Consider the following 15683-nt stretch of genomic DNA (forward strand, 5'->3'; position numbering starts at 1 on the left):
GGGTGCCACATCAACGGGCGCTAATTTATATCAGGAGATTAGTCATTGTGGGGAGTTAGGCTTTGATTTCGTTGGTTTTTTTGACGACAGAAATAAAGAACGTTTACACAATGACTTAACTGTTATAAGTGATATTTCGAAAGCTATTTCAGACGCTAAAAATGGTGAAATTGATATATTATTTATAGCATTACCTATCTCAGCTGAGAAACGAATTGCAGAGATTATCAATTTACTATCTGATACAACTGTTGATGTTTATATTGTACCAGCATTTATGTTATCAGATGTCATGCATGGGCGTGTTACCCATATTGGTAAAGTGGATGCGCTGAGTATTTTTGGCTCACCTTACTTAGGGGCTAAAATTTGGCTGAAACGATTTGAAGATATTGTTGTTAGCCTCGCTGCGATATTGCTACTTTCTCCTGTATATATTCTAATCGCGTTAACGTTAAAGTTGACATCGCCAGGTCCTATATTGTTTAAACAAAGTAGGTACGGACTACGTGGTGAAAAAATATCTGTATATAAATTTCGAAGCATGACGGTGATGGAGTCTGATGGAAAAGTAACGCAGGCTACAAGAGGTGATAAACGGGTCACTCCTTTTGGTGGCTTCCTACGTCGCAGTTCTCTTGACGAACTCCCGCAATTTTTTAACGTATTAATGGGGGATATGTCGGTTGTTGGTCCCCGTCCTCATGCGATATCGCATAACGAAGAGTATCGTAAACTCATTCAGTTTTATATGTTACGACACCATGTTAAACCCGGTATTACGGGTTGGGCGCAAGTGAGTGGTTGGCGAGGGGAGACTGACACATTAGATAAAATGCAAAAACGTGTTGAATTTGATCTTTATTATATTTTGCAATGGTCGATTTGGTTTGATTTTAAAATCCTGTTTTTAACCGTACTGACCTGTTTAAAAAATGATAATACTTATTAGTAATTTGGGATGTCAGTCATGATAAAAACCCGGTTAATAAGTCGATGGGGTAGTTTAGAATGAAACAATTAAAAATCGGCGTCTATTGGATTAGTTTAGCGTTAATAAGTGACGGTGTGCTCGCTTATACACAAGATGTCTATATTACTGATGGAGGGGTATTTGTAAAACCCTCTTTAGAAATGGGCATTGAAAACGATGATAATATTTACAATCAAGAAAGTGGTACTAGCAGTAGCCTCATTACGACAATCATACCGACCATCAATCTAAAAATTGATGAAGGTATTAATTACTACAGTCTTGATGCAAAAGCTGAAAAAGGTATGTACGAAGCGGGTAGTGTCGATAATTATACGGATGCTCTTTTAGGGTTAAACGCACATATAGAGCCGAATGATACTCATCGTTTTGATTTTAGCTTGAAAGGTGAATGGCTAACGGAAAAGAGAGGGACGGGTATAACGGAACAAAACTTCGAGCTGACAGAAGAACCAATTAGATATGGTAAGAATACACTCTCAGGCGCATACGAATATGGGGCCATGCAAACCAAGGGGCGGATTGCTGTTGAGGTGAAATATTATGAAAAAGAGTATAGTAATTTCGCTTCCATCACAGATAGAAGTAATTACGATTCACTATTATTAGGCTCTACATTTTATTATTCAACTCGAGCACATACTGATGCATTTATTGAGGTCAGCGCGGAAACGATTGGCTATGATTACAATCAACCCGGTGAATTTAAACGTGATTCTGATGTATACACAGGTTTCGTGGGAATGCAGTGGAAAGCATCGCCTATCGTCCACGGTTTTATTAAACTCGGTGTGCAAGCAAAAGAATTTGAAGATACTGGACGCGAAGATTTTACTGGTTTTAGCTGGAATATTGGTGGGGTATGGCGTCCACTTAGTTATTCCAAATTAACATTCTCAACGTCTCAAACAACTAAAGATCCCGATCTAGTTGGTGATTATATTCTTGACACTAAATACAAGCTCGATTGGAAGCATAATTGGATGTCATATTTCTATTCATCAGTAGGCGTTTATAAATATAAAGATGACTATAGTGGGACCTCTAGAGTCGACGATACTTTGGGTTTTAAACTTAAATTTGGTTATGATATTACCGAAAATGTTGCGGTATCTCTATTTGGTATATGGGATAGTAATACTTCAACAAATACACAATTTGAATATGATAAAAATGTTGTCGGTACTAGTTTTATATTGACACTTTAAAGGGTTATATGATGAAAAATATAATTATTGGTTTGCTATTAGTTTTAATTCAAATACCTGCAATTGCAAAAGGATCTTATATTCTGGGCCCTGGAGACAAAGTTGAAATAAAAGTGTTTGGACAAACAGATCTTACTGTTGAAACTCTACTTAGTAACAGTGGGCAAATAAACTATCCTTTTTTTGGTGAGATAAAAGTAACAGGTTTAACCGTTAAACAAGTTGAAAAATTGATTTATAAAGGTTTGAAAGGTGATTATCTTGTCAACCCAAACGTATATGTTCATGTCGTAGAATACCGCCCTTTTTACATTCATGGTGAAGTTAAACTGCCAGGGGGCTACCCTTACCAACCAGGGCTTACTGTTAATCAAGCCATCGCCTTGGCTGGGGGCTTAACGGAACGAGCTTCTAAAGAGAAAATATATTTATTTAAAGAAAAAAACAAAAAATCACAAATTAATGCAAGCTTAACCTACAAAGTTAATGCTGGTGATACTATTCTGATTAAACAAAGGTTTTTCTAATGGACAAACTTGAACAGAGTCTCAATCAAGCGTCTGGCAGTAATGAAATTGTGCTGCCATCTGCGCACTGGCATGTAATCCAGCGCTATAAATGGCGTATCCTTATTTTAGCTGTTTTCGTTTCAATTTGTGCAGGATTGTATTTAGCAAACAGATCGCTAATATATCGTGCATCTGCAACATTACTGATCGAAGCTGATCAAGCAAAAGCTGTCGCATTTGATTCAGTTCAAGGACTCGATTCAAATAGAAAAGAGTATTACCTTACTCAGTTCGAAATTTTAAAATCCAACTCGATTGCTGAAACAGTCTTCGAGCGTTTGAATCTTGCACAACAGCCGTCCTTCCAGAAACGTGAGGGATTAAAAGAATGGTTAGTTGGGTATCTACCTGAGATAGCCCCTTTATTTCAATACTTTGTTGATAATGAAAATATTGATGGTGAGTTTACAGAAAACATTGGAGCTGGCTATATTAACGGTTCACAACCCTCTGGTAGTGATGGGAATATTCAGACGTTAGAAAAAGAAAAAGAAAAAATAGCACGATTAAGACAATTTTCTAAGAGCCTGATTGTTACCCCCATCAGAAAAACCCAGCTTGTTAAACTGTCATTTGATAGTGAAGACCCAGCGCTTGCAGCAATGATCGCGAATGCTGTTGGTGAGGCGTATATCGCACAAGATCTAGAATTTAAATCATCCATCAATCAAAATGCGGCACATTGGTTAACGAAAAGACTTGAAGGTTTACGCAAAAGCCTCGATGAGTCAGAAACCCTGTTACAGAAATATCGTAAAGATCAAAATATTATTGATTTGCAAGATCGAAGTGGGAGAGGGTTAACGGGGTTAGTCAGTAATGAACTTGAACAAACTTCATATCAATTAGTTGAAGCAAAAAATGAAGTAAATCAATTGCGTAGTATTGTTCGAGCAGTCAATGATTATGGCATTAAGAACATTGAAAAATTGGAATCAATACCAGAAATAACGTCGCATCCAGTGATTCAAAATATCAAGAATCTTAAGGTCAAAGCAAAATTGAAAGTATCTGAATTATCACAAATTTATGGACGTAAACATCCAGATCTTATTGCCGCTAAATCTGAGTTATATACAGTAAACAAGCATCTTACAATACAGATATCTAAGCTTGTTACAGGTTTAGACAGAGAGCTCAAAACCAAGCAGAATAATGTTACTGCGTTAGAAAGGCAATACAGTAAAATACAGGTTCAATTTCAGGATGTTATTGGCAAAGATAATGAGTATCAGAAACTAGTTCGTGATGTCGAAAGTAATCGCAAACTTTATAATACTTTTCTAGAACGTTCTAAAGAAACGGCGTTAACCAGTGACTTCAATGCTGCTGTCGCACGCTTTACCGATAGAGCGCAAGCACCTAATAAATCGATAACTTTAAGTACCAAAATACTCGTCATTATTGCTTTTGTATTAACGATAATCTTACACATATCCTATTTGCTCATTAAAGAATATTTTACTGACAATTTTAATTCCGTTGGTGATATTGAGACTAAACTTGGATTACCTGTGTTAGGGGTATTACCTAAGGTTGCAAGAAAACGAAATAAAGATTTAGATCTACACTATTTCTTTAATGACGATGGTCGTCAATTTTCTGAATCAGTGCGAACGCTACGAACCAGTTTTTTATTAGCCCAAGGTCAGCGCGTCAACCAGGTGATTGGGGTTATTTCATCTCAACCCAATGAAGGTAAGTCAACGACTGCGACAAACATTGCATTCTCTTTATCACAGATTGAAAAAACAATCTTGATAGATGCCGATATGCGTAAACCAAGTTTGGCAAAGAACTTTAATATTTCCAAAGATAAACCTGGGCTTGCACAAGTGATAACCGGAGAGGCTAATTTATCTGACTGTATTACCATCGATAAGTTATCGGGTGTCCATGTGATGACGTGCGGTCCAACCCCAAAAAATGCCCAAGAGTTGTTGTCGTCGAAACGATTTAAACAATTACTGGAAAGTTTAAGGCAGTCTTATGAGCGCATCATTATTGATACACCACCGATCCAGGCTGTGAGTGATTCATTGATTATTTCTTTACATACTGACGCTATTATATATGTCATTAAAAGCGAAGCTACACGTGTGAGACTGGTTCAAAATGGCATCCGTCGCCTTGCTAAAGTCGATGCTAATTTGGTCGGTATTGTTATGAACCACGTTAATACTGATGGCGTTGCTGATTCTGACTATTACTATGGTTATTATAGCGATGATGAATATGCTGATAAACCAGTGAAATCATAAGTAACGGCACGAGTCGCGTTATCATATTTACAGCAGGTGCTTCTTATTAGGATTGTGATTAGCAATGAGTGTTTGCTGTTTATTCAATTTATGATTACATTATGAAAAGGAAGTTTGTTAATTAAGGAACAATATGTTTTCATTACGTATACTTAGCCGTTCGACATTGGTATTAACCTGCAGTGTGCTAATTATGGCTTGTTCAGGTTCTCGTCCTGACAATCTGGGTATCGTTAAATCGACGTTATCTGCTTGTCCTGAATCACCAAATTGTGTATCGAGTGATAGCTTAGACGACAGTCATTATACCCCTGCATTTAAATTAGAAGCGCCGAGCAATGTGGTTTGGCAGGAAGTGAAGTTATATCTGCAGGCACAACATAATATGGAGATTATCACTGAAACCTCTAACTACCTGTATCTGGAAAGTACGAGTACCTTCATGCGATTCGTTGATGATTTCGAGCTTCACCTGCGTCAACAAGATGGAATAATCGCGGTTAGGTCTGCGTCTAGGTTAGGTAAATCTGATTTTGGTGTAAATAAACAACGTGTTGATGATTTATATAAAGAGTTAAACGCTAAAGGCTTAGTAACTGAAGCTGCGAAACCGCTGAGTAAGAATTAATGGCCGTTGATATTTAAGAACGATAATGTCGATGGGTAATGCATTTGTTACATTACCCATTGTCAGTTTCATACAGCCATTAACCACTAAACGTGTTTAGAAATAATTAAGCAATTTACGATAGTAATCGTTCGTCTCCATTAAGGTATTGTGGTCGCCTTGTGCAATGATACGTCCTTTATCCATAACGATGATCTTATCCATGTTTTGCAGCATTAACGGTTTATGGGTTATCAAGATTAAGCTTTGTTTCGATTGTTCTAGCTTATTAAGCAGATTAGCAATGATGGTTTTTTCACTACGTCTATCCAGTCCTTTTGTTGGTTCATCTAACGTTAGTACTGCCGCATTACGTAATAGTGCCTGAGCCAAGCTTAAGCGTTGCTTTTGACCTCCTGATAAACCAGAGCCTGTTTCACCTAACCAAGTACTAAAACCGTGCTCAAGCCCGTCAATAAAGTCGAGCAAACCAACTGTCGAGCATACTTCTCGCATTTGCTCTTCTGTCACATTTTGATTTGCTAATCGAAGGTTGTCACCAATGGTGGCATGGAATAGGTGACTACTTTGGCTCATCAAGGTAATGTGTGCACGTAATGATTCTGTATTTAGCGAATTCAAATCGACTTTATTAATCGTAATACCAGCTGTTGGCCAAAAACCCATTAATAGATTAACCAATGTTGATTTACCGGCGCCACTCGCGCCAATAATCGCAACTTTCTCTCCGCAACCAATGGTTAAGTTTATATTACTTAATGCGTTACTTTCCCCATCTGGGTAGGTAAAGTTTACGTCGTCGAATTGAACTGGACCTGCTGACACCGTTTCTTCACCACCCATTTCAGGGATAGGTTTATCAATAATTTCAAACAGCCTTGCAGCACTGTCGTGTACTTTAGGCAGTATCTGACAAGCAAGCGGCATATTAATCACTGTTTCAAAACAAACTAAGATAAGCAATGCAGAACTTGCAACAAATTCAGGTTTTAAATCACCGGCCTGAACTAGCGGTACGAGGATGTAAAAACTAGCGAATACGGTAATATTAATGGTTAAAAAGGTTAGTGCTGTCGCAAGCGCATGTAAGCGGTGTAGTTGTAATTCAGCTTGATGGTAAGCTTTTGATAAACGGCTAATTGATAGCTGGTATTGTTGTGAAATTTGGTACACAAGTAATTCACGGATTGATGTCATACCGTCAACTAACTCAACTTTTAATTGACTTGATAATCTAGCTTGTTGCTGAGCACGTTTTTTACTCAGCACTAAGATGAAGAGTGGTAAAACAAAGCCTACAACAATTAGCGCTGCAACAATAACAAGCGCAAGCTCAATGGAGATTAAGCTCACGCCCCAGCCTACAATGGGAATACTACAAACGGCAAGCAAGAAAGGTAGCAATACTCTTAAATAAAAATTATCAAGCTCATCAATATCTTGCTGTAATCGAGCAAGAATATCCGCGGATTTGAAATTAACACGGTAGTAGGGTAGCAAGGGTTCTAATCGTGTGTAAAAATAGTAACGTAATGCTGCGAGAGTATTGAATGTTGCTCTGTGTGTTAACAAGCGTTCTGCGTAGCGACCGGCTGTACGGACGATAGCCAAAAATCGAATAATTGCAGCGGGGGTGAAGTAGTTTGCAGTGACACCTGCCAGTCCCGCCATTGCCATGATGGTAATAAACCAGCCTGAAACAGCCAATAATCCAATATTTGCCAATACAGTTATGATGGATAAAAATGTACCAAGTAACATCATAGGTAATTGCGGTTTAAGCAGTTTCAATAATCTAACTAAAGGGTTCATGCGTTAACCTCCTTATCAACATTAATGGTCTCGGCATAACTGCCATTAAGTCTGAGTAACTCAGCATGCGTACCTTGTTCGATAATACGGCCTTGTTCTAATACGATAATTTGTTTTGCATCGATAACTGTGTGTAGACGATGGGCAATCACAATAACCAAGTGAGCTTGGGCATATTCGGCTATCGCATCACTGACAATTTGTTCAGTGTCTTTGTCTAAATGGCTGCTTGGTTCATCAAGAATTAATACATCTGGCTGATGGTAAAAAGCACGAGCTAGTGCGAGTCGTTGTGATTGACCACCCGAAATGCCAACGCCGCCTTCACCAACGTGTGTTGTTAAGCCATCTTTTAGTTGAGCAACGAAATCAAATAGTCCCACCTTTGCTAATACTTGCTGAATTTTGGTTTCATCATATTCTTCTGTCAACGCGATATTGAATCCAAGACTGCCGAAAAATACGTGACCTTGTTGTGCTATCCAACCACAGTTGTTTAACCAAGCATCGCGTACTTCAGGGCTGTGCTTAATTCCGTTTATCGTCATTTCGCCGCTATCTGGCGTTACAAAGCCGAGTATAGTATCAATGAGGGTTGATTTACCTGCACCGCTTTCACCAATCAGTGCATATAAACCGTGATTATCGAGGGTTAAATTAATGTCATTCAGCGTGTTTTTTCGGCTAGGGTAGGTGAAGTTGATGTCGTTCAATTCAATGTTAAAGGGGGCTTTGAATTGGCTATCTTGTTGAACCGTTTTGATTGGAGTATTTAAGATTGCTAACATATCTTGTGCCGCGGTTACGCCTGCCATTTTGGCATGATACTGCGCGCCTAATTGTCGAAAAGGAAGGTAAAATTCAGGTGCGAGCAGCAATACCCAAAGTGCTAATAAATAATCGACACCGCCATAGTAAAGTCTAAAGCCAAGGATCACTGCAACCAGTGCAATCGCGATAGAGGCTAAAAATTCCAACATAAATGAAGATAGGAATGCGACTTTTAGAATGCCCATGGTTTGATTACCGTAGTCTTCACTAATTGTTTTTACGGCTTCCATTTCTTGACGCGATGCATTAAATATTTTTAATTGAGTCAAACCTTGAATAATATCAAGGAAATGGCTGCTCATTCTTAATAATTTAGTCCAGTGTTTTTGATTCAAATCGTGGGCTTTGTGACCAATGATGATCATAAACATCGGCACCATAGGCGCTGTCAGCATTAATACTAAACCTGAGCGCCAATCCATCGGAAATACCGCAAATAGCACTGCACTTGGGATCACAGAGCAATAAGCGACGATAGGTAAATAACCGGAGAAGTAATCTTCTAGTGAATCAACACCTTGATGGAGTAACTGCGCGATTTTAGCGCTACCAATAGTTTGTGTTTTAGCTGGGCCCATCGCAAATAAGTGTTGTAATAATTGTTGTCTAATTGACACTTTAATGAGCATGGCGGCATGGCGGCTATAGCGCTCACTTATATAACCGAATAATGTGCGGATAAGGACAATAGCAATTAAGCCAAGTAATAATGGTGTTATTTCTGCAAGTGCTTTGTTTGAGAATATGATTTCGTTGATGATACCGGCTAACAATGCCATTTGTACTATCATCAAAATACCATTGATTGATCCTAATGCAATTGCTTTACTTAATTTACCTTGGGCATTAGTACGTTGGCTTTTGAGCCAAGTTAAGCGTTCTTTCTGAGTGTAATCTGTATTTACTGATTCTGTCATTGGTAAGCCTGAAATTGAAGGAATATTGAAACATTATTGAAACAATAGTGAAAGAATAAAACCTGGAATTGGAGATTTCAAAACAGACGCCCATCCTTGGGCGCAAAGCGTAATCCTTACTTTCTATAACTTAAGCGATGCTAAGTTATTTTTCATTACTTTGATCATCTTGATCTTTTGCCACGTTATCCGTGTGCTGTTCCATTTCGTACCACATTACATTAATGATGCCGAGAGAAACTGCTAGCAAAACACCTAGGATCCAACTGAAATACCACATGGTTTACTCCTTAATATGCTGAGTGGGTGTTTTCTTCAATTTCAGAACGAGTCACCGTTCTCCACATTTTGCTATAACACCAAATCGTATAACAAAGAATAATAGGTAAGAATATCGCTACCACGATCAGCATTAAGTTAAGGGTGCCTTCACTCGATACCGCATCCCAAACTGTTAAGCTGTGATTCGGCGTGCTGCTTGATGGCATGATAAATGGGAACATAGAAACACCCATCGTTAGAATAACACCGGCAATTGATAACGCACTGGCCATAAATGCTAAACCACCAGGCTTAAAGCGAGCAAGTAGACCAGCTACAATTGCCATCACGAAACCTGTTGCAGGTAACAACCAAAGTATTGGCATACTGTTAAAGTTATTTAACCATGCCCCCGATACTACCGTAACGACTTTATTGGTTGGTTGAGCATAACCTTGAGTATCAATCGCACTTTGAATCACATAACCGTCAATCGTTGTGGCAATCATTACACCGGCAAGGGCAAAACTAACAACAAGCACAGCTGCAAATATTTGTGCTGCTTTTGCAGAACGTGCCGCAACATGCTCATCGGTGCGCATGCTTAACCAAGTGCCACCATGCATCAGTACCATTGAAACACTCACCACACCACTCAATAATGAGAATGGGTTAAATAGCGCGAAAAATGAACCAGTGGTCGAAACACGCATTAACTCGTCAAAGTTAAACGGAATGCCTTGTAACAAATTACCAAATGCAATACCAAACACTAGTGGTGGTACTATGCTGCCAACAAATAATGCTTTATCCCAGTTGTAACGCCATTTTGCTGAATCAATTTTACTGCGGTAATCAAAACCAAGTGGTCGCAAGAATAAGCAGAACAACGTTAGCATCATGGCAAAGTAGAAACCACTAAACGCAGTACCATAAACCATTGGCCAAGCAGCAAATAATGATGCGCCAGCAGTAATTAACCATACTTGGTTACCATCCCAGTGTGCTGCGATGGTATTAATAACTACACGACGCTCGGTATCATCTTTTGCCACGAAGGGTAGTAAGCTACCCACGCCCATGTCCATGCCATCGGTAACAGTAAAACCGATAAGCAATATACCGATGATCAACCACCAGATAAGTTTTAAGCTTTCATAATCAAACATAATCTAAGCCCTTAGTATTTGTCTTGACGTAATTGTGGAGATGTTTGCTGGTCTTCTTGCTCAAAATGGTAACGACCAGTATGTAGCGAGCTTGGACCGATCTTGGCAAATTTAATCATTAACCACATTTCAATAATGAACATAACGATATAAACAAGGATGAACGCAATCATCGTCATGGCAACTGAGCTTGCTTCATGGTTCGACGTTGCCATAAAGGTAGGCAAAATCTCACTAATAGCCCAAGGTTGACGACCTACTTCAGCAACAAACCAGCCAGTTTCAATTGCGATCCAAGGCAGCGGCAGTGCAAATAAGATTGCTTTAAGTAACCAGCGTTTATCTTGGATTTGACGACGAGCATTAAAGTAGAAGGCTAAAACAAACAGGCCTAACATGACGATGCCACAGCCAACCATGATGCGGAATGCCCAAAAAATAGGGGCTACAGGTGGGATCGAATCATCAACCGCCATCTGGATTTGTTCTTCCGTCGCATTAATAACATCATTGGTATAACGTTTTAATAATAAACCGTAACCCAAGTCGTCTTTAACCTCGTTGAAACTAGCGATGTTTTCAGGTGTTTCTTCACCATCGCGCAGTTTTTGTAGGTAATCGTAAGCAATCATACCTTCACGAATACGCACTTCATGTTCTTTTTTCAAATCACTGATACCAGTAACTTGACCATCTAAAGAACGCGTTGCAATAAGACCGAGTGCATAAGGAATTTTTACAGCGTAATCGGTTTCCATCGTTTCTTCATTTGGCAAACCAACTAAAGTAAACGCCGCTGGTGCTGGTTCAGTATGGAACTCGGCTTCAATTGCAGCAAGTTTAACACGCTGCACTTCACCAACTTCATAACCTGATTCATCACCCAGCAATAATACACAAAAGATAGCGGCAAGACCGAAACCTGAGGCTACAGAAAAAGAACGCTTAGCGAATGCAACATCACGACCTTTTAATAAATAATAACTACTGATACTCATTACAAACATAGCGCCTGCAACATAACCGGCAGCAACGGTATGAATGAATTTAACTTGTGCTACTGGGTTGAAAACCAGTTCAGAGAAGCTAACCATTTCCATACGCATGGTCGCGTAGTTAAATTCACTACCGATAGGGTTTTGCATCCAGCCATTTGCAACTAGGATCCACATTGCAGATAGATTAGTACCTAATGCCATGAGGAAGGTTGCGGTTAAATGTTGTCTTTTACTTAATCTATCCCAACCGAGCAAGAACATACCAACGAAAGTCGATTCGAGGAAGAATGCCATCAAACCTTCAATTGCGAGAGGAGCACCAAAGACATCGCCTACATAATGAGAGTAATAAGACCAGTTGGTACCGAACTCAAACTCCATTGTTAAACCAGTCGCGACACCAATCGCGAAGTTAATCGCAAACAGTTTACCCCAGAATTTGGTCATATCACGGTAGATAACACGCCCAGTCATCACGTATACCGCTTCCATGATAAACAGGATCCAAGTCATACCGATTGTGAGTGGTACAAAAAGGAAGTGGAATAGAGCTGTGATGGCGAATTGCCAACGGGATAACTCTACCAAGGTTTCATTAATCATTTTTAGAATACTCCTCTAGACTAATTTTAATCAGAATTTTTTTTATTGGGAAATAATTGATCTTTAACAGACAACATTTTGGATACGCCAGCGCCTAACTTCATTAATTTACTCAGTTGGTCTGGATTAAGACGTTGTAATTCGGCTGCCCACTCAGTAACCATCTCAAGTAGGTCATGGATTTCTTGCATTTTACTCTGTGCATATTCATCACTTGCATCTGTAGGTTCTTCGAGAAGAGATGCACGCAATAAAGAAAGTGTCGGGTCTATTTCTCGTTTACGGCGTTCTTTGAATACAGTATTCGCCATATCCCAAATACTACCTATTGCACTGTAGTATTCTTTACGATCACCTGGAATGTGGCTTACTTGGATCAACTGCCATGATTGCAGTTCTTTAATGCCCATACTGACATTGCCACGCGAGATATTTAAACCACTAGCAAGATCATTTGCACAGATTGGCTCTTCTGTTATTACAAGAAGGGCGTACATCTGCCCAACGGTACGATTAAAGCCCCAGCGACTGCCCATTTCACCAAAGTGATAAACAAACGACTGGTTTTGTGTCGAGATATTCACATTCCACCTAACGAACTTTCAGAAATTTCTGAAAGTTTAAATCACTAACTGTATTTGATCAAGGTCAAATATGGTTGAAATTAAATTAGGAGTGTAAAGATTCATTGATATATATCAAAACGCTATAAAACTGTTTGATTTGTCAAATACTTGTTATAAAAACCGTTTGATGACACTCTGTAGCGGTGTCATGTGACGATTGTGATTGAGGTTAACTTAATTAGATAATAAAACACTTTAAATTAATTTAATTTACATAAGATTAATATTTATATTTTTGGTTAAAAACCAAACATAATTTATGTGTATCAATCGTCTGTTTAAAATTATGTAGAAGGGAGCAATGATGACAGTTGAGAAAGAAACAGTCGCATCAAATATTGATGAATATAAAAACAGTGGCAATTTGCTAAGTAAAGATAGCTCACAAAATGAATTTTTTAGTCGCTGCGCGAATAAAGTACTTAATGTCGCTGGATGGTATTGCGAACCAATTCCACATAAATACAAAAAAGCGGTAATTGCATATGCGCCACACACATCGAATTGGGATTTTCCGTTATTAATTGGCGCTCGATTTGCCAATAAGGTCAATGTGCAGTGGGCGGCTAAATCTGAAATGTTTCGTTGGCCTTTTAAAAATGCCTTGAAATTTTTAGGTGGCGTACCAATTGAACGTGCTAAGTCTACTAATATGGTGCAGACGATCGTTAATATTTTTAATGATCAAGAGCGCTTTCTCTATGCCATGTCACCAGAGGGGACGCGAAAGTATCAAGATTTTTGGCGCTCTGGTTTTTATTATATTGCGTTAGAAGCGAATGTGCCGATCATTTTATATCGTTTAGATTATAAGAATAAGCGAGTAACGATCGGTGATGTTATACAGGTAACAGGTGATATTGAAAAAGATTTAGCGGCAATCGATATGGTGTTTAAAGATGTAGAACCGAAGTTTAAAGAAAAATACTGCTTGGCTAAGTTTAAGAATTCGGTGAAATAAGTCAATTTGGTTGGCTTTTTACGGGGATAGTAAAAACACTGTTTAAATATACAGTTAAAACGCAGGAGTGAAGCAAGGCTGCGTTTTAACTTTTTTTACATTTAATTTTCAATTACTTATGGCGATTCTCTAAGCATTGAACCACTTCTGTAAGTGGCACATCTTCTTTTTGCAGTAATACCAGCAGATGATACAGCAAATCTGAGCTTTCATTGACCAACTCGTCACGATCTTTCGCTACCGCAGCTAATGCTACTTCAACGCCTTCTTCACCGACTTTTTGAGCGCAACGTTTTGTGCCACGAGCAAATAAACTAGCAGTATAGCTTTCTTCTGGGTCGGCAGTTTTGCGCTCTTCTAATACTTTATCGAGCTGTGCGATAAAAGTAAGTGCTGGTTTGTTCTCTGTGACGAAGCAACTTTGTGTACCAAGGTGGCAAGTGGGACCACAGGGTTTTGCGGTGATAAGTAATGCATCATTGTCACAGTCTTTGCTGATCTCTTGAACCAGTAAATAGTTCTCAGAAGATTCACCTTTAGTCCATAACCGCTGCTTAGTACGACTGAAAAAAGTAACTTTACCGATCTCTAGTGTTGTCGTTAATGCTTCTTCATTCATATAACCTAGCATCAATACTTCACCTGATACTGAGTCTTGAATAATCGCTGGCATTAAACCATCTACTTTTTCCCAATCAAGTTGGTTAATTTGTTCGTTTGTTATCATGCTCTGATCTCCACATCTTGATCTCGTAGATATTGTTTTAATTCACCAATATTGATGACTTGTTTGTGAAATACACTTGCGGCTAATGCACCATCAACGTCTGCATCTTTGAATACAGTATTGAAGTGAACCATTTCGCCCGCACCGCCAGATGCGATTAAAGGTACTTTGCAGATTTTACGTGCTTTTGATAATTGTACTGTGTCATATCCGCCACGAACGCCATCTTGGTTCATTACGTTTAACACAATTTCACCCGCGCCACGTTTCTGAACTTCTTTAATCCATTCAAACGTGGTCCACTTGGTTACCTGGGTACGCGTTTCATCACCAGTGAATTGATAAACTTTGTATTCCTGGGTATCTTCATCAAAATAGCTGTCGATACCAATAACAATACACTGCACGCCAAACTTTTCTGCAAGGCGATTGATTAAGCTGGGATCTGCAAGTGCAGGGGAGTTAATGGATACTTTATCTGCGCCAAACTCTAATATTCGCGCTGCATCTTCTTCACTTTTAATGCCACCCGCGACACAAAAAGGAATATCAATGACTTCGGCCACACGACTCACCCAGCTTTTATCAACAACACGCTCATCGGCACTGGCGGTAATATCATAAAAGACTAATTCGTCTGCGCCTTCTTCTGCGTAACGCTTCGCTAATGGTACGATGTCACCAATCAATTCATGATTGCGGAATTTAACCCCTTTAACGACCTTACCATCTTTCACATCTAAACAAGGTATTATGCGTTTTGCTAACATATTACATCTCCAGGAAGTTCTTGATTAATTGCGCACCCGCTTTACTTGAACGCTCTGGGTGGAATTGTACGCCGTAGAAATTGTCTCTATTCACAGCTGCGGTAAATGGCGCGCCGTGGGTACATGTCGCAATGGTGTCATCACCAACTGCGAGCGCATAACTGTGTACAAAATAGAAATAACTGCCAGTTGGAATATCCTTGAACAACGGATGATCTTGTTGTGGTTGAATTTGATTCCAGCCCATGTGAGGTAAACGAACACCTTCACTTGGCATCGGATCAATACTACCTGCAATTAGACCGAGTGTTGCTACTTGGCCTTATGCTGAGAATTCGGCTAGTAGCT

Annotated in this window: 14 protein-coding genes and 1 pseudogene; 6 read left to right on the plus strand and 9 right to left on the minus strand. The window is 39.2% G+C overall.

Annotated features, from left to right (window positions below; translation table 11 throughout):
* From QNK26_RS04070 to QNK26_RS04090, 5 genes are all read left to right on the plus strand, one after another.
* Nucleotides 1–952 (plus strand): undecaprenyl-phosphate glucose phosphotransferase (locus QNK26_RS04070; RefSeq protein ID WP_319220982.1); only part of this gene is annotated, 952 nt, incomplete at its 5' end.
* 59 nt (nucleotides 953–1011) lie between these two features.
* Complete coding sequence (locus QNK26_RS04075) at nucleotides 1012–2202, plus strand: outer membrane beta-barrel protein (RefSeq protein WP_319220983.1); 1191 nt, start codon at nucleotides 1012–1014, stop codon at nucleotides 2200–2202.
* A gap of 8 nt (nucleotides 2203–2210) precedes the next feature.
* Nucleotides 2211–2729 carry a polysaccharide biosynthesis/export family protein gene (locus QNK26_RS04080; protein ID WP_319220984.1) on the plus strand — a complete coding sequence of 173 codons (519 nt, stop codon included), beginning with the start codon at nucleotides 2211–2213 and terminating at the stop codon, nucleotides 2727–2729.
* Nucleotides 2729–5032 (plus strand): polysaccharide biosynthesis tyrosine autokinase, encoded by a 2304-nt coding sequence (locus QNK26_RS04085; protein WP_319220985.1) that lies wholly within the window; start codon nucleotides 2729–2731, stop codon nucleotides 5030–5032. The genes QNK26_RS04080 and QNK26_RS04085 overlap by 1 nt, the downstream gene beginning before the upstream one ends.
* Nucleotides 5033–5165: 133 nt before the next feature.
* Nucleotides 5166–5660, plus strand: a complete 495-nt coding sequence (locus QNK26_RS04090; RefSeq protein ID WP_319220986.1) for a DUF1499 domain-containing protein — start codon at nucleotides 5166–5168, stop codon at nucleotides 5658–5660.
* 96 nt (nucleotides 5661–5756) lie between these two features.
* On the opposite strand, the gene cydC is transcribed toward QNK26_RS04090, so the two are convergent.
* From cydC to QNK26_RS04120, 6 genes are all read right to left on the minus strand, one after another.
* Nucleotides 5757–7472 carry a thiol reductant ABC exporter subunit CydC gene (cydC, locus tag QNK26_RS04095; protein WP_319220987.1) on the minus strand — a complete coding sequence of 572 codons (1716 nt, stop codon included), beginning with the start codon at nucleotides 7470–7472 and terminating at the stop codon, nucleotides 5757–5759.
* Nucleotides 7469–9220 (minus strand): thiol reductant ABC exporter subunit CydD, encoded by a 1752-nt coding sequence (cydD, locus tag QNK26_RS04100; RefSeq protein WP_319220988.1) that lies wholly within the window; start codon nucleotides 9218–9220, stop codon nucleotides 7469–7471. Before cydD ends, cydC begins: the two co-directional genes overlap by 4 nt.
* Nucleotides 9221–9365: 145 nt before the next feature.
* A complete protein-coding gene (gene cydX, locus QNK26_RS04105) occupies nucleotides 9366–9500 on the minus strand; it encodes a cytochrome bd-I oxidase subunit CydX (protein WP_319220989.1) in 135 nt (44 codons plus the stop codon).
* 10 nt (nucleotides 9501–9510) lie between these two features.
* A complete protein-coding gene (gene cydB, locus QNK26_RS04110; RefSeq protein WP_319220990.1) occupies nucleotides 9511–10650 on the minus strand; it encodes a cytochrome d ubiquinol oxidase subunit II in 1140 nt (379 codons plus the stop codon).
* Between the two features lie 11 nt (nucleotides 10651–10661).
* Complete coding sequence (locus QNK26_RS04115) at nucleotides 10662–12251, minus strand: cytochrome ubiquinol oxidase subunit I (protein WP_319220991.1); 1590 nt, start codon at nucleotides 12249–12251, stop codon at nucleotides 10662–10664.
* A gap of 26 nt (nucleotides 12252–12277) precedes the next feature.
* Entirely contained in the window at nucleotides 12278–12835 is a 558-nt protein-coding gene (locus QNK26_RS04120) for a GbsR/MarR family transcriptional regulator (RefSeq protein WP_319220992.1), read from the minus strand.
* 343 nt (nucleotides 12836–13178) lie between these two features.
* Between QNK26_RS04120 and QNK26_RS04125 the strand changes: the two genes are divergently transcribed.
* Nucleotides 13179–13838, plus strand: a complete 660-nt coding sequence (locus tag QNK26_RS04125) for a lysophospholipid acyltransferase family protein (RefSeq protein WP_319220993.1) — start codon at nucleotides 13179–13181, stop codon at nucleotides 13836–13838.
* A 112-nt stretch (nucleotides 13839–13950) separates the two neighbouring features.
* Here the strand turns inward: QNK26_RS04125 and hisIE are convergent, their stop codons facing one another.
* From hisIE to hisH, 3 genes and pseudogenes are all read right to left on the minus strand, one after another.
* Nucleotides 13951–14565, minus strand: coding sequence for a bifunctional phosphoribosyl-AMP cyclohydrolase/phosphoribosyl-ATP diphosphatase HisIE (hisIE, locus tag QNK26_RS04130; RefSeq protein ID WP_319220994.1), 615 nt, complete (start codon nucleotides 14563–14565; stop codon nucleotides 13951–13953).
* Nucleotides 14562–15335 carry an imidazole glycerol phosphate synthase subunit HisF gene (gene hisF / locus QNK26_RS04135; RefSeq protein ID WP_319220995.1) on the minus strand — a complete coding sequence of 258 codons (774 nt, stop codon included), beginning with the start codon at nucleotides 15333–15335 and terminating at the stop codon, nucleotides 14562–14564. The genes hisIE and hisF overlap by 4 nt, the downstream gene beginning before the upstream one ends.
* 1 nt (nucleotide 15336) lies before the next feature.
* Nucleotides 15337–15683, minus strand: a pseudogene (hisH, locus tag QNK26_RS04140) (imidazole glycerol phosphate synthase subunit HisH); the annotation flags it as partial.

The sequence above is a fragment of the Moritella sp. genome, from assembly GCF_033791185.1.
Taxonomy (GTDB): Bacteria; Pseudomonadota; Gammaproteobacteria; order Enterobacterales; family Moritellaceae; genus Moritella.